The organism is Streptomyces sp. NPDC002181 (genome assembly GCF_042890485.1).
GTDB lineage: Bacteria > Actinomycetota > Actinomycetes > Streptomycetales > Streptomycetaceae > Streptomyces.
The window spans coordinates 411,166-430,232 of the sequence record NZ_JBIASC010000001.1 but is presented as its reverse complement, the minus strand read 5'-3'; the positions used below and the strand labels follow the sequence as shown (position 1 = coordinate 430,232).

Sequence of the window (19,067 nt, the reverse complement as noted above, 5' to 3'; positions counted from 1 at the left end):
AACCGACCCCCCGAACCAACCCCCTGAGTCGGCCGCCGGTCACCGTGACCGGCGGCCGACTTCGTACGTACGGACACGGAAGCGAGGAGATCCCCATGAGCACGGACATGAACATCGGCATCCTGGGCGCGGGCAACATCGGCGGCCCGCTCGGCCGGCACTGGGCGGCGGCCGGGCACCGCGTGACGTTCGGCTCCCGGGACCCGGGCCGGCTCGGATCCCTCGTGGAACCGCTGGGCGAACGGGCGCGCGCCGCGACGTACGCGGACGCGGCCGGGGCGAGCGACGTCGTCCTGCTGTCCGTCCCGCACCCGGCCCTCGACGGACTGCTGCGGCAGCTGGCGGGCCCGTTGGCCGGAAAGACCGTGATCGACGCGACCAGCCCGATCGGGCTCTCGGACGACGGGCTCTTCGTCTCGGTGCTCGGACCGGGCGTCACCCAGGGGAGCTGGACCGCCGGGCGCCTCCCCGACAGCGCCGTCACCCGCGCGTTCTGCCATTTCCCCGACGAGCTGCTGTGGTCGCGCGGTACGCGGCAGCCGCACTTCTGGGGCATGGGCACCGCGGCCGACGATCCCGGGGCCCGGGAGGTCACGGAAACCCTGGTGCGCGACGCCGGCTTCGTACCGGTCCCTCTCGGCGGGCTGGAGGAGTCTGCCGCCCTCGATCCCGGCGGGGCGCTCTTCGGCCACGTCTCCACTCCGGCGGGCCTGCGGGCCGCGGCCGGCCTCTGACGCGGGAAACGGGACCGCCCGCCCCCCGGCTCGGGCCGGAAGGGGCGGGCGGTCCCTCTCGCGTGCGTACCGGCGGTCAGGCGGCGGGGGAGGAGCCGACCTTCTCGCCGGCGCCGCGGGCTTCGAGGGGCAGGGAGGCGGCGACGGCCGCAGGAGTGGCCGGCGCCGGCGTCCTCTCCGGGTTCCCCCGCCTCCTCGCGCCCTTCGGGTTCGACCAGCGCCGGGTGATCGGCCGCTCGACCAGGGTGTACAGCGCCCATGAGGCCAGGATCGCGACGCCCATGGCCAGCACCATCAGCCCGACGGCCGCCGGATTCGAGTACGCGTGGCTGCCGAGCAGCTTCCACACCGCGACCATCACCGTGTAGTGCACCAGGTAGAAGGCGAAGGAGATGTCGCCGAGCCAGACCATCGCGCGGTTGCGGAAGAGCGTGAACCGGCCCTCGTCGTCCGCGATGGCGCCGGCCGCGATGAGCAGGGCGGCGGGGATGACGCAGACCGCGCGCGTCGAGTAGATCGGCGGGGTGAAGTAGCCGAGGACGAAGGCGGCGGCGAGCAGGACGCCCGACCAGACCATGCCGATGTTGCGCCAGCGGCCCGCCATCACCGAACGGGCCACGAGAATGCCCAGGGCGAAGTCCAGCACCCGGGGCAGCGGCAGGATGTAGGAGAAGAAGTACTGGTTGACCGAGGTGTCGGGCTCGGTGGCCATCATCGCGCCGGCCGGCACCAGCAGGGTCGAGAGCAGCGGGGTCGCGATGATGCCGGCGACGACGGCGACGACCCACGAGTTGAGCCGGCGGGCCGGGATCTTCTTGATCCAGTGGAGCAGGACGGGGAAGAGGAGGTAGAAGACCGCCTCCACGCCCAGGGACCAGCCGGCCGGGTTCACGCCGAAGTTGATCGCGAAGTCCGGGTACCAGACCTGCACCATGAACAAGTTGAGCAGCCCGATCGTCATGTCCGTGATGGGCGCCGCGAACACCAGCATGGCCAGTGCCCAGACGATGACGTAGTTCGGGACGATCTTGAGGAAGCGCCGCCGCCAGAAGCGCGGCGCGGTGTCGGTGTCCCGGGCCGACCAGGTCAGCACGAAGCCGCTGAGCACGAAGAAGAACGTGACGCCGAGGGCGCCGGCGTGGGCCACGGCGTCGTAGTACGTGGTGACGGCCGAGGCACTGCTCAGCCAGGGGACGCCCAAGAAGCCCAGGAGTGCCGCGTGGTACAGGAACACCACGAAGGCAGCGGGAAAGCGCAACCCGGTCAGCGTGTCGAGGCGGGTCACCCGGGTACGCATTCTGTCCGTCGACACGATGCTGCTCCTTCAGAAGAGGGATCTGGGAAAGACGCCAGGAAAGCTACCCGAGTCGCGGCCCAATTGCCGGGGCGTACTTATCCGGTTGGTGCCACCACCAGGGGTCGCAGGCACTTCCTCCGCACGTGCGGGCGCGAGAGGATTTCACCGGCGGAACCCTCCGCTTTTGAAATCCGGGCGTCATCACGTGGCGCAATTTCTCGCCTCGCGCACACTCCGCGCACACTCCGCGCGCATTCCCTCGCGCGCATTCCCTCGCACACATTCCTCGACCCGGGAGCAGCCATGCCCACCAGCGTGAAGAGCCAGAGCAGTACGACGTCCCCGGCGACGGCCCCTCCGGGCCCTGCGGCCGCCGCCCCGCCGGGCTCGCCGGGCTCGCCCTGGCGGTCCTGGCTGGCCGTCATCGGACTGGCCCTCGGCGTCTTCTCCTTCGTCACCACCGAGACCCTGCCCATCGGGCTGCTCCCCTCCATCGCCGAGGGCACCGGGGTCTCGCAGGGTTCGGCTGGCTTCCTCGTCACCGGCTTCGCGGTGCTCGCCGCCGTGACGGCCGCGCCCCTGACCGCGCTCACCGGCCGCGTGGACCGCAAATGGCTGCTGGTCGGCCTCATGGTCCTCTACGTCGCCGGAAACTTCATGGCCGCCGCGGTCTCCGGCTACGCGCTGCTGCTGACCGCCCGCCTCATCGTGGCCCTGGCGCACGGGGTGTTCTGGTCCGTCGCCGTCTCGATCGCCGTACGGCTGGTCCCCGAGCGGCACGCCGTCCGCGCGACCTCGGTCGTCCTCGGCGGCATCTCCCTCGCCTCCGTCGCCGGCACCCCGCTCGGCACCGCCGTCGGCCAGTCCGCCGGCTGGCACGCGGCCTTCGTGTGCGTCGGCTTCCTCGGCTTCCTCGTCCTGGGGGCGAGCCTGCTGTTCATGCCCGCCCTGCCCGCGAAGGGCAGCGGCAGCCTGGCCGCGCTGCGGCACGTACTGCGCCACCGTCCGCTGCGCGTCGCCGTCGGCGTCACCGCACTGATCATGAGCGGCCACTTCCTCGCGTTCACGTACGTGGCCCCCTTCCTGGAGGAGGTCACCGGCGTCCGGCCCTCCCTCGTCGGCGCACTGCTGCTGGTCTTCGGCGCGGCCGGGCTGGCCGGGAACTTCGCGGCGGGCGCCGTCGTCGGCCGGGCCCTGCGCACGAGCATCATCGGCTGCACGGGCCTGCTGGCCGTCGTCATGGGGGTGATGTACGCGGGCGGGGCGAGCGGGCCGCTCGTCATCACGATGCTGGTGTGCTGGGGCGTGCTCTACGCAGCGCTCCCGGTCGCCCTGCAGACCTGGGTCATGCGGCTCGTGCCCGAGGAGAGCGAGGCCGCCTCCTCGCTCTACGTCGCCGCCTTCAACGGGGCCATCGGCGTGGGCTCGTTCATCGGCGGCCTGATCATCGACTCCAACGGGCCGCGCCTGGCCATGATCGTCGCCGGTGCGTTCGCGCTCGCCGCGATGCTGACCACGGCCGTCTTCGGCCGGACCGGGGACGGGACGCCGCAGCGCGCCGGGTCCTGACCGGCGCGAGTCCACGTATCCCGACGCGGCCCGTGTGACGGGCCCTCAGGGGCGGCATGAGGAATTCATGGTGGCCGTATGGCGCACGACCTGTCGTCAGGCTCGGGCGCGCGGCCATACTCGTGAAACCCTCCGCCCGGCTAGAGAGGTGCAACATGCGGTATACGACCGGGGGTGTCCAGACCTTCCATCTCTGGTCGCTGTCCGAGGACGTGATCGTCGATCAGGGGGCCGGCGGGGACGTCCTCCTCCTCACCAGCCGCTGGGGCGAGGACCGGCTCGACCGGCCCAGCCCGGCGGTGCGCGAGGTCCTGCGGAGGATGGAGCTCGGGCCGGTCCTGCTGGCCAATGCCCTGAGCGGGCCCGAGGACCAGTGCCCCTTCACGCTGCCGGCGCTCAGCAAGCTGTCGCACCTCGTGGTGCGCACCCTCGGGGTGGACGACCTGAAAGGGCCGCTGCTGTCCGTGGTCCCGCTGTCCTCGGCGGCTTCGTTCGTCCTGATCCGGCCGGCCGGCGAGCGACGGGTGTGCCTGCCCCGGCACGTGGCGTTCACCGTGCCGGAGTCGGGTACCGGATGCGTCCTGGAGTCCGACCGCTCCCCGCACCGCGTCGTCCTGCACCGGCAGGAGGCGGCGTGGGTGGCGATGACGCTCGCCTGGCCGACCACGCTCACCGCGGTGTCGGCCGCCCTGCCGCTGCCGCCGCAGGTGACCGAGGACATCGTCGGCTACCTGGCGGCCGCGGGCCTGGTCACGTCCGTGGACGAGCCCGCGTAGCGGCGGCGCCGCTCAAGGGAGGCTTGGGTTCCGGCCGAGCCCCCGTCCAGATGGTTTCAAGCCACGTGACCGATAGTGCGGCGCATGCAGCGGGAACGTCCCGTGCCTGACTCGACGGAGTGGACACCATGCTGGACGCGGACACCTTCCGTAAGGTTTTCGGTTCCTTTGCGACCCCTGTCGCGATCGTCACCGCGCTCGGCGCGGACGGCGAGCCGGCCGGCTTCACCTGCAACGCCTTCTCCGCCGTGTCGGCGGCCCCGCCCCTGGTCCTGCTGTGCGCGGGAAAGGGCTCCAGGACCCTGCCCGCGATCCTCGCCTCCCGGGCGTTCGCGATGAACTTCGTGGCCCACCGGGGCCGGGACACGGCCCTGGCCTTCGCCGGGAAGACGGAGCGCAAGTTCGAGGGCGTGGCCTGGCGCGGAGGCCTGGCGGGGGTTCCCGTACTGACCGAGGACGCGGTGGCGTACGCCGGCTGCAGGCTCGTGCAGACCGTGGAGGCGGGGGACCACCTGCTGCTGATCGGGCGGATCGAGGAGAGCGAGACCTTCGGCGGCCCGGCCGCCCTGTACCGGCAGGGCGAGTTCGGCAGGTGGGAACCGGACCGCCGGCTGGCCGTGCAGCACTGAGCGCTCGCGACCGGAGCAACGGCGAAGCTCCTGGCGGACACGGTGTCCGCCAGGAGCTTCGTCGTTCGCGCGGTGCGCGGCGTACGGCGTACGGCGCACGGCGGCGCCGTCCCGAGGGGTTCGCGGGGCACGGCCTACGCGGAGAGCGCGTGCAAGGTGGCCGAGGGGACCTGGAGGCCGGTGTCGTTGGCCAGGATGGCCTGGTGCAGCCGCTGGAGCCGTGGCGACGGTTCGACCCCCAGCTCCTTGATGAGCGCGTGGCGCAGCGCCTGGAAGGCGTCGAGCGCGCGCCAGGGGTGCCCGGCCCGGTACAGGGCGGTCATCAGCTGGGCGGACAGGGTCTCGTGCAGCGGCTGTTGGCTCACGAGCATGCGCAGCTCGCCGAGGATCTCCGCGTGCCGGCCGAGGCTGAGGTCGGCTTCGAGGCGCATCTCCAGCGCCCAGTCGCGTTCCTCCTGCATGCCGATCACCTCCGTGCTGAGGACCTCGCCGACCGGGACGTCGATCAAGGCCGGTCCGCGCCACAGGTCCAGGGCGCGGCCGAGCTGCTCCGACGCCTTCGCGGGGTCGTTCTCGGCCATCGTCCGGCCGCCGAGGCGCACCAGCTGCTGGAACGCCGACAGGTCGAGGGAGAACTCCTCGGGAGCGAGCCGGTAGCCCCCGTAACAGGTCGCCAGTACGTCCTTGGCGTTCCGGCCGGATTGCTGCTGCACGCCGGCCTGCGTGAGTTTCCGGCGTAATTGGAGGATGTAGGTCTGGAGCGTGGTGGCCGCACTGCGGGGAATGGCATTGCCCCACAATTCGGCCATCAGCGTTTCCACTTGTACGACACGTCCCGCGCGGATGGCGAGCAGCGCGAGGATCTGGCGGGGTTTTCCGGCGGTTGGTGCGATGGACGTGCCGTGCATACGGGCTTCGAGCGGTCCGAGAACTCCGAATTCCATGGATTCAGCATCGCAGCCGCCTTGAGCGGGCGGCCAGTGACGAAGGCACGAGCGGACATGAAATTCTCATACGCCTCCGCCCGCCTGCTGACGGGCGGCAGGCGGGCGGAGGGGGGAGGGGGCGGAGGCGGGCGGAGGGGGCGGAGGGGGCGGAGGGGGAACCGGCCCCGTCGGCTCAGCCGTTGACGAAGGTGAGCCCGGTCGGGTCGTAGCGGGTGCCCGCGATCTCCTCGGGCGGCGCCGCGGCCTCGATCGCGGCGAGGTCCCCGGGCGACAGCTCGACGGCCAGGGCCGCGAGGTTCTCCTCCAGGTAGCGCTGCCGGCGAGTGCCCGGGATCGGCACCACGTCCCCGCCCCGGTGCTGCACCCAGGCCAGGGCCAGCTGCCCGGCGGTGACCCCCTTCGCCGCCGCGAGCTCGTCCAGCTTCGCGACGATCGCCAGGTTCCGTTCGCGGTTGCCGTCGGCGAAGCGCGGGTGCCCGCGCCGTACGTCGGTCTCCGCCAGCTTCTCCACCGAGCCGTACCGGCCGGTCAGGAACCCGCGCCCGAGCGGGGCGTACGGGACCACGCCGACGCCGAGCTCGCGGCAGACCGGGACGATCTCCGCCTCCACGTCCCGGGACCACAGCGACCACTCGCTCTGCAGCGCGGCGATCGGGTGCACCGCGTGCGCCCGCCGGATGGTTCCCGCACCGGCCTCGGACAGGCCGAGGTGGCGCACCTTCCCGGCCCGTACCAGCTCGGCCATGGCGCCGACGGTCTCCTCGATCGGGACCCGCGGATCGACCCGGTGCTGGTAGTAGAGGTCGATGTGGTCGACCCCGAGCCGGCGCAGCGAGGCCTCGCAGGCCTGCCGTACGTAGGCGGCGTCGCCCCGTACGAGGGTGGGCTCGCCGAGCCGGTTCGCGAAGCCGAACTTCGTGGCCAGCGCGACCTCGTCGCGGCGCCCGGCGACGGCCCGCCCGATGAGCTCCTCGTTGTGGCCGCTGCCGTAGAAGTCGGCGGTGTCGAGCAGGGTCACCCCGAGGTCGAGGGCGCGGTGCAGGGTCGCGACCGACTCGGCGTCGTCGGTGGCGCCGTAGCCGTGGCTCATGCCCATGCAGCCCAGGCCCTGCGCGGAAACGGCCAGTTCACCCAGGAACCTGGTCGGAACACCGGTCATGCTGCTGCCTCCAGGGCAAAGGGACGGGACGCGAAGAGAACGGCGGCCGGGTCGAAGGTCAGGGCGATGTGGGTGGCGATGGAATTGACGTCGCGCCAGGCCCGCTCCAGCGGACTCCCGGCGCTCTGCCCGGACGTACCGGCAGCGGCGAACATCCGGTTGACGGCGCCGACGAGCAGCTCGGTGGACAGCGCGTAGTCGCGGACGTTGCGCGCGATCTCCGCCTCGGTGATCAGGGCGCCCCGGTCGGCGACGTGCGCCGCCCGCTCCAGCAGCAGCGCGGCGGCGTCGATCTCGCCGGAGCTGCGGGCCAGGACGGCCTCGTACGTACCGAGGGAGGGCCCGGGACCCCCCGCCTTGCCGGCGCCGCGCGCGAGCCGCCGGGCGGTGTCGCCGGTCCACAGCCGGAGGGCGCCGCGGGCGGCGCCGAGGGCGGAGGGCGCGCACGACAGCCCGTTCACGGCCTGGATCGGCACGGCGGGCCCGTCGAACAGCCGCTGCCGGTCCACGCTCCGCGACTCGGGCACGAACACGTCGTCGACGACGACCGTGTTGCTCCCGGTACCCCGCATCCCGGACGCGCTCCAGGTGTCCTTGACGGCGTAGGCCCCGCGCGGCAAGGCGAACAACCGCGCGCCGCCTTGCCCGGGAAGCACGGCACAGACCACCACCCAGTCGGAGAAGTCGACTCCGCTGACGCAGGCCCAGCTCCCGGACACGCGCCACCCACCGGGCGCCGCCACGGCCTTCCCGGCGGGCGAGAGCGACCCGACGACGAACGCGTCGGCCCCGCCCGCCCACACCTCGGCCTGTCCCTGCACCGGCAGAAAGGCGGCCACCCGGGCCAGACTGGACGCGACGGAAGCACACCAGGCGGCAGCGGCACACCCCTCGGCGACGACGGCCACGGCGCGGGCGAACTCACTGAAGCCGCCCTCCGCCCCGCCGAACCCGACGGGCACGAAATGCCGGGCGAACCCGCTCTCCAGCACACCCGCCACCACATCGGGAGTAAGCCGCCGCTGCTCCTCGGCATCGGCGGCCCGCCGCCGCGCCGACTCCCTCAACTCCCCGGCCCGCTCGACGAGCCCGGTCCCCGTAACCATCCTGCCTCCCCAAAAACCACCGACAAGCGGCCCGGACCATCCCACACCCCTCTCAACCCCAACTCGCGTCCGCCTAGAGCCCCCGGCCGCCGCGGCGACGGGCGCGGAGGTGGCTGCGGTGACGGCCGCGGAGGCGGCTGCGGTGACGGCCGCCGAGGCGGCTGCGGGGCGGTGCCCCGTTGCGGTGTCGATGCGGCAGGTTCACCCCCGCGGGGTGACCGGACAGGGCTGGCCTGGCCGGGTGAACGCGCGTACCACCCTGGTGGAATGGCTGGGCACCCTGGATGCCGAGCGGCTGACGGCCTTGCTGGAGGAGCGGGATCTGCCGCTCGCCGCCGAGTACCGGGAGATCACCACCCTCCGCGACCTCGCCGAACACCTGCTCACCGACGCGTCGGTGTGCCACGGCCTGATGGCGGGCACCGCCGGAGAACTGGAATTGCTCGCCTCCGTCGCCGCCCTCGCCCTGGAGCGACACGGCCCCGTGGCCGGTGACGAAGCCGAGGACGGCCCTCGGTATCCCTGGCAACAGCGCAGGCCCGTCGTCGCGGTGGAGCCCGGGGACCGACTGGTGCCCGAGCGGGACGTACTGGCCTGGTTCGAGCCGGGGCAGGAGCGGCTGCGGGCGGAGCACACGCTCGCCCGACTGCGCGAGCGCGCGCTGTTGCTCCCCACGCCCGAGGGGAAGCTGGCGCTGCCGCCGCTGTTGCACGTCAGGGCCGCCGGGTTCGACGGCTACGGGCGCACCGCCGACCGGCTGCTGACGTACGCCTACAACGCCCCCGAGATCAAGCGGATCGCAGCGAAACTCTTCGGCGAGGGCCCGGCCCGTACCCGCGACCGGGCTCAGGAGCTGATCACCGCCCTGCTCGCCGATCCGGCGCGGGTGCGGGCACTGGTGGCGGACGCCCCGGCCCGCGTCCGGGAGCTGCTGGACCACCTGGTGCCCGGCCCGCCGCAGCTGCGCACGCACTGCTTCGTCAGCCGGTACGGGGCGCAGTACGCCTCCCCCGACTCCAAGTACGTCTTCCGGGAGGGCGGCAGCGGAGACCAGGGAACCGACTGGCTGGCCGAGCGCGGACTGCTGGTCCCCGTCGGTCCCGACCTGGTGGAGCTTCCCTACGAGATCGCCCGCGCGCTCCGCGACGGGGGCACGGCCCCCCGCCCCCGGCTGGAACCGGAGCCGTTCACCGCCACCGCGCCGCTGCCGCCCGGCTGGGAGGGCGAGGGGGGTACGGCCGCGGCGGCGGCCGCCTGGCGGGCCGAACTGGCCCTTCGGGCGCTGGCCGCCGAGCCGGTCGCGATCCGCAAGTCGGGCGGGATCGCCGTACGGGACACGCGGCGGCTGGCCAAGGCGGCCGGGGCCGACGAGGCGGACACCCGGCTGTGGCTGGACCTCGCGGTGAACGCAGGCCTGGCCGCGCCCCTGGCCGCACCCCCGGGCGGCGGACCGGCCTCCGTTCCCCGCGGCCGCCACGACTCCAAGAGCCCCAAGCCGTCCGCCCGGCTGCTGCCGAGCGACCGCTATGACGCCTGGGCCGCCGCCCCGGCGGCGGGCAAGCTGCTGCCGCTGCTGGCCGCCTGGGCCGTGGTCCCCGCGGTTCTCAGCCACTGGCCGGACCCGGACGAGACCCCGGTCGCGCTCGTCAGCCCGCAGGACCAGGACGCCGTGACCCTGCGCACCGGGATCCTGCGGGCGCTCGCCGTCCTGCCCGACGGACACGGGTTGACCGGGAACGCGCGGGGATACACCGAACTGCTGTCCCTGGCCGCGTGGTTCCAGCCGGCCCTGCGCGGCCACTTGACCGCCGACGGAACCGGAGAGCTGACCGGCCTGGACGGAGTGCTCGACCGCATGGCGGCCACCCTGACGGAGGCGGCCCTGCTCGGAGTGGTGGCCCACGGCGCCCTCACCCCCCTCGGGCGGGCCCTGTGCCGGCTGCTGGACGCGGGAGCCGCACACCACTACCCGGCAGTACCCGGCGCGGGCGCCGACCCCGCCGCCCGCGGCTGCGAGGGGCTGGGCGAGGACCTCGCCCACCGCCCCGCCCTGGCCCAGGCGGTGACCACCCTCCGCGAGGCCCTGTACGCGACGCTGCCCGAACCCAGCGGCACCGCCCGCTTCCAGAGCGACCTGACCGCCACCGTGACGGGGGCGCCCGTACCCGCCCTGGCCGATCTCCTCTCCGCGGTCGGCGACATCGAGTCCGAGGGGCACGCGGTGGTCTGGCGGATCAGGGCAACCTCCGTACGCCGGGCCCTGGACTCGGGCTGGGACGCAGAGGAACTCCTCGACCGCCTCAAAGCGGCGAGCGAGCGCAATGCGCCGCTCCCGCAACCACTGGCCTACACGATCAAGGACACGGCCCGCACCCACGGACGACTCAAGGTCGTCCGCTCCGCCTGCTGCATCCGCTCGGACGACCCCGGACTGATCGCCGAAGTGGCCCGGGCCCGTGGCCTGGCCGGTCTCCGCCTGCGCCGGATCGCCCCGACCGTCCTGATCTCCACGGCCCCGCCGGAGCAGACCCTCGCCGTCCTCCGCGCGGCCGGCTACGCCCCCACCCAGGAGGCCGAAACCGGCACCACCGTCCTCGACCGCGCCCCCACCGACCGCGCCCCGAACCCCCTGCCCACCCTGGACCAGGCCCACGCGGGCCACTCGGAACAGACCGGAGGCGCCCCCGCGAGCGCCCGCCTACTGGCCGCCACCCTCACCGCGGACAGCTAGGAGACGCACCACCACCCAGGGAACCGGGGCGGGCGCCGCAGGCCTGACGCACGGGCAGCCGCAGGCGCCGGCCACCCGCTTGAGCAGCCACCCGCGGCCGACGGCTTCGAAGTCCCGCGCGGGGGACCGGAGGACAAGAACCTCCCGCACCCTGCGCGGAAGAAGAGGGCGCAGCCCACATGGGCCGTGTGTCCTGCGGCACGAAACAAGAAAACCCCCGACGCGCATCTCTGCGTCAGGGGTTTCTCTGGCACTTCCTGCGAAGTGCCCCCGGCAGGATTCGAACCTGCGCACACGGCTCCGGAGGGCACGCCAAGGGGCTGCCAGATATGCCAGCTGACCTGCAGCTTCTTTCTCAGTCAACAATGTCCGGGCTGATCTCTATCGCGTACCGTGCGCGGAGTGCCGAGGGAAGGTCACCAGTCGACGCCGGCGAGTCTAGGTCGTCACCTCGTCGATAGCGGCGAGGATCAGCTCAGGCACCGCGGCAAGGGCGCTGTCCAGGAGGTACTCGATCGCTACAGCGTCCTTGCTGCGGTTCACGTCGATCTGTGCGGTCCACTGGCCTGGCTGATAGCGGGCAAGCATCGATAGCGTGTAGAGCACCGCCCACCATGCCAGCAGAGGGTGGAGCTCGCGGTCGTCGCCGCCAAATAGCGCGTGGATCACGCGGGTGGGTCCTGAGAGGCTTCGCCCCTTCCATGGTGCGATGTCCTCGAACCGGCTCTCGGCGGCCTCCTCTCCGCCTGCTACGTCCCATACCAGGCGGCAGCCGATCGTACCTTGCATCGAATCCCAGCTCTCCGGCCCACTATCGGGGATGGCGCCAATCGATCGAAAGCGGTACCCCTTCAATGACGGATAGTCGGCGAGCCACGCGCTCACGGCCTGCTCACGATCCTGCGGATTCGTATGCTCTTGAAGGTTTCCAGGCAATCCGGACACCATCGCCTGCAACGTATCGGCGTCTACCTGATGCGTCTCTCTGGTAACTGAGAGTTGCGGACGGGCTGTCGCTTGCAAGGGCCAGAGACTTACTTCCGAGATCGACGCCCACACCTCCGCAAGACGAGCTTCGCTAGGTAGCGATCGCGATCCGAGCATCGCCGCAACTTGCGTGAACGACTGAGTTCCGGGTGCGCCCTTGTCTTTGATGGTGACCGAGCCCAGGTCTGGCTGGTCCATATTGGCTGCGACGATCCCGTGGCCGCTTAGACGGTATTTGTCAGCGGGAACGGGAGCACAGGCTGCGATGGCCCTACCTGCCTGGCTCAGGCCGTAGAAAAGCACAAGTGGCCTGGACGCCGGTCCAACCGAGGCGGCTGCGGTGAAGAGTTGCTCCGACTGCTCCAGTGCTGCGCTGAACAGCTTCTGGCGCGGGCCCTTGCTCGCGTAGCCCGGCGGGTACGGACGGAGCTCTCGTAGCGCCCTCCATACTGCCGCTGTCGCGGGGAACGTCTGATCACGGTACGTGGGATACGGTCTGCGAACCATTGCCCCATGTTGCCAGTGACGATGATCGCAGCCGAGCGATTCTTCAAAACCAGATGATGTAGCTTCGGCGCGTCCGTAGCATGCACGGCATGGCGCCTGACACGCCCGCTCCGCAGCGGGACCCTTTCCTCGAAGCCGTGGGCCGTGTGACAGTGGCGGGCGCGCTACTCGACAAGCATCTACATAACCTGCTGGGCAGTATCGCTCTTGAGCCCACGCTCCTCGTCTACGCGAACGCCGACGGAACAGCTCGCCTCATCGAACTGTGCGAGCTGGCTCTCACGGTGGGTTACGTCGCTCCTGAAGACGTTCCTCCTATCAAAGAGTGCCTTGTGCGTGCACGGGAACTGAAGAATCGGCGCAACAAGATCGTGCATTCCATTTTCGTCAGGACAGAGGATGGCCCAGCTCTGTCTGCGATGATGCCGTTGCGCAAGCAGCTGGGTGCATCCGTCACCGCGATCACCATTCCTGAGATGGAAGAGATCGCGATGCAGATTGAACGTCTGTGCAGCGACATTTTTGTTGCTGGATGGAACGCAACCTCGACGCGGAGCGGGATGACCCGCCTTCCGCAGCCTGCTGCACGCAGTTCTGAGGGAACCACTGACGATCAGTCGGGTGACCCGCCGCTAGTGCCGCATCAGGCAACGTTCGCCCTGTGATGATGTGTCGGCTGGTTGCTGCGGGAGGTGGCGTGGTGCGGTCAGAATGATCACGTGGCTGAACGTGTGCGGGTGCGTGAGATCGATGACGACGAGGGCAGGCGGCTGCTGCGGATCATCCGCAGGGGCACCGGGTCGGTGGTGACCTGGCGGCGGGCCCAGATGGTGCTGCTGTCCGCGCAGGGCATGCCAGTGGCGAGGATCGCCGAGGTGTCGTTCACCAGCGACGACCGTGTCCGCGATGTGATCCACAACTTCAACACGGACGGCTTCGACTCGCTGTACCCGAAGTACAAGGGCGGACGGCCGAAGACGTTCACGCTGCCTGAACGCCGCGAGATCAAGAAGATCGCCAAGTCCAAGCCCACCGAGCACGACCTGCCGTTCTCGACCTGGAGTCTGACGAAACTGGCGGACTTCCTGGTCGCCGAGGGGGTGGTCGACGACATCAGCCACGAGGGCCTGCGCATCCTGCTCCGCGAGGAAGGCGTCTCCTTTCAACGCCTGAAGACCTGGAAGACCTCACGCGACCCGGACTACGCGGCCAAGAAGGCCCGAGTCGAACACCTCTACGCCATCGCCGACGGCGAGGTCACACCCGAGGACGGCGAGCCCGAAGTCATCTTCTGCATGGACGAGTTCGGCCCCCTCAACCTGATGCCCCACGCCGGACGGCAGTGGGCCGAACGCGGAGGCAAGCACAAGGACCCCGCCCGCGAACCACGCCGACGGCGCCGGGCGACCTACAACCGCTACGGCGGAGTGCGCCACCTGTTCGCCGCGCTCGACCTGGCCAAGGACAAGCTCTACGGCCACATCAAGCCGGTCAAGAGGCGGACACAGTTCCTGGAATTCTGCCGCTACCTGCGCAGCCTCTACCCGCGAGAGGTCCGCATCGCGATCATCAGCGACAACTTCTCCCCGCACCTGACCACCAAGCGATGCCAGCGCGTCGGCACCTGGGCCGCGGCGAACAACGTCGAGATGGCCTACACCCCCACCAACAGCTCCTGGCTCAACCGCATCGAGGCCCAATTCACCGCCCTGCGCTACTTCACCCTCGACGGCACCGACCACGCCGACCACAAAGAACAGGGCAGCATGATCCGCCGCTACATCATCTGGCGAAACCGCCACGCCGACGACCGACGCCTACGCGCCGTCGTCGACAGGGCGAACGTTGCCTGATACGGCACTAGCCCAGTCCTCCGCCCCTTAGCTCACATCCTGCCTGCAGTTGACCGCGCCCGCTCGGCTCGCCTGAGCCGACGGCAGGTGGGATAGAGCTGCCCGCCTCAACCTCACGCAGCCGGCAGTCGAGAAGGCGCCCCGTCCATCCCAGATTCGGAGAGCCCCCGTCGGAGACGCGTCGGTGATGGGCATGTGCCAGCGGGCTGGATGCGGCTCGGAGACATACCTTGGGCCTGTCCCGGCAGGAGGGGCGGCCGTCGACCCAGCGGTCCGACGGCAAGCTCGTCGCCCGAACGGAGCTGGGAGAGCGGCCCTGCGGAGCGGAGTGCAACCGGGTGCCTGATGAGGTAGGGAGCCCCTCTCCGCGGACCCAGACGGTCTCGAACTGCCCCGATCTGCCGTGTGTCCATGAACCCGTGAGCGGCATCGCAGCCAACTGTTCGACCTGGCGCGTAGTTCTGCCAGCTAGGGTCGTTGTCCTCCCTATGAAGGGATAAGAAGCTCATGACCGTTGCATCGACCGTGCCAGCGCTGTGCGCGAGGTGCGGAACGAAGCTGAGCCGTGGTAACACCGACACCGTGTGCAGTCCCTGTCGCCGCAGCGTCGGTCCCGGGGACTCGCGTAGCCCCGGCCGCGCTGTATCGGCTGCTACTTCGCCGCATTGGCTTTCTGGCGATATCGAGCGGAGTGCGCCTCCGGACGGATCGAACCTGGCAGATGTGCTCAAGGCGTATCGAGCACTCCACAAGCTCAAGCAGCAGGATCTCGCCGACTTGCTCGGCTACGACCAGTCGTACGTGTCCTTACTCGAACGCGGCAAGCGGACTATCCGGGACATGGTCGAGCTTCGCCGGCTTGCTCACGCGCTGGCGCTGCCCGAAGACGAGCTGGGCCTGCTCCCGCCCGCCGATGCCGCGGTGACGGTCGGAGCGGTCACCGGTCGCCCGGGCGAGCGGAGTCCGCTCGCTGCTGTGGACGATCAGCGGCGTTGGCGTATGACGCGCCGCGAGCTCAATCGCCACCGGGCTGACCTTACGCAGGCTGCGGCTCGCCTCTACCCGGACGTCTCCCGTGCAGGAAACAGCCCGGTGCTGACTCGTGACTCGTGGATGTGGCCCGAGCCGGTCGACTTCGCGGACGTAGAACTGGCCTGGCTGACGCAGACCAGTCCGCCGGAGATCAGCGGGCGAGAGGTGGAAGCAGAGGGAGTTCGGCCGCTCGCACCGCACGGCGCCAAGTTCGATCGCTACACCCAGGCAATTCGGATGATCGACCGGCCGTCGCTGTTCGTGAACCGGCCGAGTTTCCGTCTGCTCGACGTGGGGCGAACGGAAGGCCGGCCCAAGCTGTCGTTCGGCTACACGACCTACTTCGACATGGCTGACATCTGCGAGGGCGTGGCGCACGAGCTGGCGAGCGCTTGGCTGAAGACGGGCAGCGACGCGGCGTGGATCGGTGAGCCAAGTTGGGCTGAACTTCCGTTCCGGACGCTCGTCGGAGACCCGTTCGACCTGGCCCATAGGGCGTTGCTGCCATCCATTGACACCCTGACCATTCGGCTTGGACCCGATGGGGCGTCCTTTCCGCTACACCACCGGTCTGCGAGCAACGTTGCTCTGGCAGGAGGGACGTACCACGTGATGCCGGCCGGGGTGTTCCAGCCGTCTTCGGTCATGCCCTGGGACCAGGCGAACGACTTCAACCTCTGGCGCAACGTCCTGCGCGAGTACGCCGAGGAGTTCCTCGGGGACCCGGAGGCCGACGGCAGTAGTGGGGAGCCGATCGACTACGACGGAACGGAGCCCTTCCGTACGCTCAACCAAGCTCGGCACGAGGGCAAAGTGCGCCCGTACTGTTTCGGGATCGGTCTGGACCCCCTCACGCTTGCAGGCGAGATCCTGAGCGTGGTGGTCATCGAGGCGGAGGTGTACGACTCAGTCTTCTCTGGCATGGTGTCCCGGAACTCCGAGGGTTCCGTCGTGGCAGGCAACGCCAACGGGAGTGGCGCGGGCATCGAGTTCACCGAGTCCAACGTCCGGCGTCTGCTGGACAATGAACCCCTGGCGTCCGCGGCCGCCGCGTGCCTGGACCTGGCGTGGCAGCACCGCGGGCTCATCCTGGGCTGAGAGGCAGATCAGTGCGCGTACTTGTGACCGGTGCGTACGGGTTCGTGGGCAATGCGGTCGTGCGACGGCTCGCCGAGGCGGGCCACGACACCGTGGCGCTCACCCATCGGCCGGCGGACGTCCCTGTACCGGAGCTGCCGGTGTCCCACGTGTTCCGAGGCGACATCCGAGACGGGGACGCCCTCAGGGAAGCCCTTGAGGGCGTCCAGGGCGTGTGCCACCTAGCCGCTCTCACGCGGGTCCGGGAGTCCTTCGAACGCCCGGAGGAGTACGAAGCCGTCAACGCCGGCGGCACGGTGACCTTGCTCGATGCCCTGGCCGCCGCGCCTACGGGCTCACAGGCACCGACAGTTGTCCTCGGCTCGACTGCTGCGGTTTACGGAGCACCCGAGCATCAGCCCATCGGCGAGGACACCGTTCCTGCTCCGAGCAACCCGTACGGCACGTCGAAGCTGGCCGCCGATAGGGCGCTGCAGGCTCGCGCGGAGACAGGCGCGATCAAGGCGGTAAGCCTTCGGTGCTTCAACATCTCGGGTGCCGTCAGTGGAGTGGGTGATGCGGACGAGAGCCGCATCATCCCGAAGGCCGTGGCGGTGGCAGCCGGCCGCTACCCGCAGCTCGAAATGAACGGCGACGGCGACGCTGTCCGGGACTTTGTGCACGTTGACGACCTGGCGCGCGCGTACGTGATGGCGCTTGAGGCCAACACCTCCGCTTCCTACCGGATCTACAACGTGGGTGCCACCCCGGCAAGCATGCGGGAGATCGTGGCCACGGTGGAACGGGTTACGGGCAGGGGCGTGCCTGTGCTGCACCGCCCCCCGCAGCCCGAGCCGCCGCGGCTGGTGGCCGACGTTTCCAGGATCACCGCTGATCTGGGGTGGAAGCCGGAGCGCTCCAGCCTTGAGCAGCTGGTGAGCGACGCGTGGTCTGTCGTGTCTGCCGACAGTCACTGAGACTTGGTCAAGCGGTCCTTGACGCTCGCGGGCAGATCGGCGAATGCCGCCTGCCAGCGGTCAAGGGCCGCTTCGCTGTGCGCGGTACCGGCTCCGCCCTTTCCTAGAGTCTCGCGTAGGGCTGCTTCAACCTCCATGCCTGCCTGCAGTAGCGGCAGGGCCCAATCCGCGGCACCGCGCGAGTGATCTGCGAGGCGGGGCGGGAACTGGGCAAAGACCCCTTTGCCTTGGTGGCCGACCACGTATCCCTCGGCCCGCAGGAGAGAGACGGCGTTCTTCACGACGGTGCTTGAGGCGCCGGAGCTTGTGATCAGATCCTGTGCTGACGGCAGGGGAGAACCGTCCGGGATCTCGCCGCTGCGAATGCGATCCCGCAGGTCATCGGCCAGCTGAAGGTATGCCGGCTGCCCTCGAAACTCTGTCACGGGGAGAGTCCTCCAGTCGGGGATGTCGTACTTAGTACACCAGTCTCCCCGTAATCCATTCCCCGTGGGCAGGGCGAGCCACTTGCCAACATGGTGCACTAGGTGCACCATGTTGGGCAGGGAGCGGCGCTGGCGTGCCGAGCCTCGTATGACAAGCCGTCATTCGATTGCGGAGCTCTGCGCGGAGAGGCTTGTCAATAAGCAGGGCCGCCACGGAAACGGCGGCTCAATCGCTGAAGAACCACTCATGAGGGGCCTTCTTTGGGCTGCTCTGAGCTGCGCAAATGCTCGACCACCAACTCAACAGCGTGATCCACCGCAGCATGACGGCCGTGACCGCACCGGCCGAGGCGAGTGGAGACCAGCCGACCGAGAACGGGCCCGTGTCACAACCGAGCCCAACACCCCGTAGGGGGACACGCCATCGGCTCTAAAGATCCGCACGGCCAGACATTGGCTGCGACGACTTCCGGGGACTCGGACCGCCCCCAGAACGAGTGGCGCCGTGCGAAGCCCAGTCCGACTCTCACCAATGACCACGGTCCTCGACGCCCGACTCTGCACTCCGGGCGTCGGCGGCCGTGGCTGTTCGTGGAATCGAGCAGCCGCTTCAACGAAGTGCGGCCCCGGTGCTGGAACACCGGGGCCGCTGCGAGCCGTCCACCTGCTAGGGAGAACACGACTCATGAAGCACATCATTGCACTTCAGAACCTCGCTGCCCCGTGGTCCGACGGCTTGGAGCCGACGGACGCGGAGCTGAATGCGATCGAGGCCGAGATGCCCGTGGTGCTGGCCGAGGTGGAGTTGCTGGACGCGCTGATCGTCCTGCTGGACCGGCCGGCGTCGGAGTTCGACGGCCGCCGGATCCGCCGGGCCCACCACCGGGTGTTGGCCGCCCGCCGGGACGCGGCCAACCGCGCCGCCGCCGGTGCGCAGGTCTCGGGGGACGCGGCATGAATGAGCGCACCGAAGCGGCTCACGCCGACCTGCTGGACGCGATCGTGGAGGCGCTGCACCTGCCGCTGCCGTCGATCGCCGATGAGGACGAGCGGCTCTACTACCGGCTGCTGGAGCGCCGGGCCTTGGCCGTGCGGATCATCGTCGCAACGAACCGCGCCGTTAGCCGGGACCCGCGGCTGGCCGCAGACGCGATCCGTACGCGGACCGCCGAGGAGCCCGTCACCTACGCCGTGTTCGAGGCCGAGAAGGACGGGGGCGAGTGGTGAGCGGCCGCCCGCTGACCGGAATCCAGAGGGCTGT

At 70.2% G+C, this 19,067-nt stretch carries 17 protein-coding genes; 11 read left to right on the top strand and 6 right to left on the bottom strand.

Annotated features, from left to right (window positions below; all coding sequences use genetic code 11):
• Positions 1-95 precede the first annotated feature (95 nt).
• Positions 96-734 carry an NADPH-dependent F420 reductase gene (locus ACFYXV_RS01920; protein WP_389381802.1) on the top strand — a complete coding sequence of 213 codons (639 nt, stop codon included), beginning with the start codon at positions 96-98 and terminating at the stop codon, positions 732-734.
• A gap of 76 nt (positions 735-810) precedes the next feature.
• Here the strand turns inward: ACFYXV_RS01920 and ACFYXV_RS01915 are convergent, their stop codons facing one another.
• Positions 811-2,046: an acyltransferase family protein gene (locus ACFYXV_RS01915; protein WP_389381801.1), complete on the bottom strand. Its 1,236-nt coding sequence runs from the start codon at positions 2,044-2,046 to the stop codon at positions 811-813.
• 288 nt (positions 2,047-2,334) lie between these two features.
• Between ACFYXV_RS01915 and ACFYXV_RS01910 the strand changes: the two genes are divergently transcribed.
• The 3 genes from ACFYXV_RS01910 (at position 2,335) to ACFYXV_RS01900 (ending at position 5,005) form a co-directional block, all read left to right on the top strand.
• Complete coding sequence (locus ACFYXV_RS01910; RefSeq protein ID WP_389381800.1) at positions 2,335-3,600, top strand: MFS transporter; 1,266 nt, start codon at positions 2,335-2,337, stop codon at positions 3,598-3,600.
• Between the two features lie 155 nt (positions 3,601-3,755).
• Positions 3,756-4,376: an NADH oxidase gene (locus ACFYXV_RS01905; RefSeq protein WP_366101109.1), complete on the top strand. Its 621-nt coding sequence runs from the start codon at positions 3,756-3,758 to the stop codon at positions 4,374-4,376.
• Between the two features lie 128 nt (positions 4,377-4,504).
• Positions 4,505-5,005, top strand: coding sequence for a flavin reductase family protein (locus ACFYXV_RS01900; protein ID WP_389381799.1), 501 nt, complete (start codon positions 4,505-4,507; stop codon positions 5,003-5,005).
• 134 nt (positions 5,006-5,139) lie between these two features.
• Here the strand turns inward: ACFYXV_RS01900 and ACFYXV_RS01895 are convergent, their stop codons facing one another.
• The 3 genes from ACFYXV_RS01895 to ACFYXV_RS01885 form a co-directional block, all read right to left on the bottom strand.
• Entirely contained in the window at positions 5,140-5,949 is an 810-nt protein-coding gene (locus ACFYXV_RS01895; RefSeq protein WP_385471461.1) for a BTAD domain-containing putative transcriptional regulator, read from the bottom strand.
• A gap of 175 nt (positions 5,950-6,124) precedes the next feature.
• Positions 6,125-7,111, bottom strand: a complete 987-nt coding sequence (locus tag ACFYXV_RS01890) for an aldo/keto reductase (protein WP_389381798.1) — start codon at positions 7,109-7,111, stop codon at positions 6,125-6,127.
• Positions 7,108-8,217, bottom strand: a complete 1,110-nt coding sequence (locus ACFYXV_RS01885; protein ID WP_389381797.1) for an acyl-CoA dehydrogenase family protein — start codon at positions 8,215-8,217, stop codon at positions 7,108-7,110. Before ACFYXV_RS01885 ends, ACFYXV_RS01890 begins: the two co-directional genes overlap by 4 nt.
• Before the next feature lie 241 nt (positions 8,218-8,458).
• Here ACFYXV_RS01885 and ACFYXV_RS01880 point away from each other — a divergent pair, with 241 nt between their 5' ends.
• Entirely contained in the window at positions 8,459-10,948 is a 2,490-nt protein-coding gene (locus ACFYXV_RS01880) for a helicase-associated domain-containing protein (protein WP_389381796.1), read from the top strand.
• Between the two features lie 438 nt (positions 10,949-11,386).
• Here ACFYXV_RS01880 and ACFYXV_RS01875 read toward each other — a convergent pair whose 3' ends face one another.
• On the bottom strand, positions 11,387-12,442 hold the full coding sequence (locus ACFYXV_RS01875; RefSeq protein ID WP_389381795.1) for a YaaC family protein: 1,056 nt from the start codon (positions 12,440-12,442) through the stop codon (positions 11,387-11,389).
• Positions 12,443-12,531: 89 nt separating this feature from the next.
• Between ACFYXV_RS01875 and ACFYXV_RS01870 the strand changes: the two genes are divergently transcribed.
• The 4 genes from ACFYXV_RS01870 to ACFYXV_RS01855 all read left to right on the top strand — a co-directional run bounded on the left by ACFYXV_RS01870 (position 12,532) and on the right by ACFYXV_RS01855 (position 17,381).
• Complete coding sequence (locus tag ACFYXV_RS01870) at positions 12,532-13,107, top strand: hypothetical protein (RefSeq protein WP_389381794.1); 576 nt, start codon at positions 12,532-12,534, stop codon at positions 13,105-13,107.
• Positions 13,108-13,161: 54 nt separating this feature from the next.
• Positions 13,162-14,295 carry an IS630 family transposase gene (locus ACFYXV_RS01865; RefSeq protein ID WP_389381793.1) on the top strand — a complete coding sequence of 378 codons (1,134 nt, stop codon included), beginning with the start codon at positions 13,162-13,164 and terminating at the stop codon, positions 14,293-14,295.
• Between the two features lie 723 nt (positions 14,296-15,018).
• Positions 15,019-16,425 carry a helix-turn-helix transcriptional regulator gene (locus ACFYXV_RS01860; RefSeq protein WP_389381792.1) on the top strand — a complete coding sequence of 469 codons (1,407 nt, stop codon included), beginning with the start codon at positions 15,019-15,021 and terminating at the stop codon, positions 16,423-16,425.
• An 11-nt stretch (positions 16,426-16,436) separates the two neighbouring features.
• A complete protein-coding gene (locus tag ACFYXV_RS01855; protein WP_389381791.1) occupies positions 16,437-17,381 on the top strand; it encodes an NAD-dependent epimerase/dehydratase family protein in 945 nt (314 codons plus the stop codon).
• Here ACFYXV_RS01855 and ACFYXV_RS01850 read toward each other — a convergent pair.
• Positions 17,375-17,806: a GntR family transcriptional regulator gene (locus ACFYXV_RS01850; protein ID WP_389381790.1), complete on the bottom strand. Its 432-nt coding sequence runs from the start codon at positions 17,804-17,806 to the stop codon at positions 17,375-17,377. The two genes, ACFYXV_RS01855 and ACFYXV_RS01850, sit on opposite strands and share 7 nt — an antisense overlap.
• A gap of 685 nt (positions 17,807-18,491) precedes the next feature.
• Between ACFYXV_RS01850 and ACFYXV_RS01845 the strand changes: the two genes are divergently transcribed.
• Together ACFYXV_RS01845 and ACFYXV_RS01840 are read left to right on the top strand one after the other, a co-directional pair.
• Positions 18,492-18,764, top strand: coding sequence for a DUF6284 family protein (locus ACFYXV_RS01845; protein WP_389381789.1), 273 nt, complete (start codon positions 18,492-18,494; stop codon positions 18,762-18,764).
• Positions 18,761-19,033, top strand: a complete 273-nt coding sequence (locus ACFYXV_RS01840) for a hypothetical protein (protein ID WP_389381788.1) — start codon at positions 18,761-18,763, stop codon at positions 19,031-19,033. The genes ACFYXV_RS01845 and ACFYXV_RS01840 overlap by 4 nt, the downstream gene beginning before the upstream one ends.
• Positions 19,034-19,067: the final 34 nt, after the last annotated feature.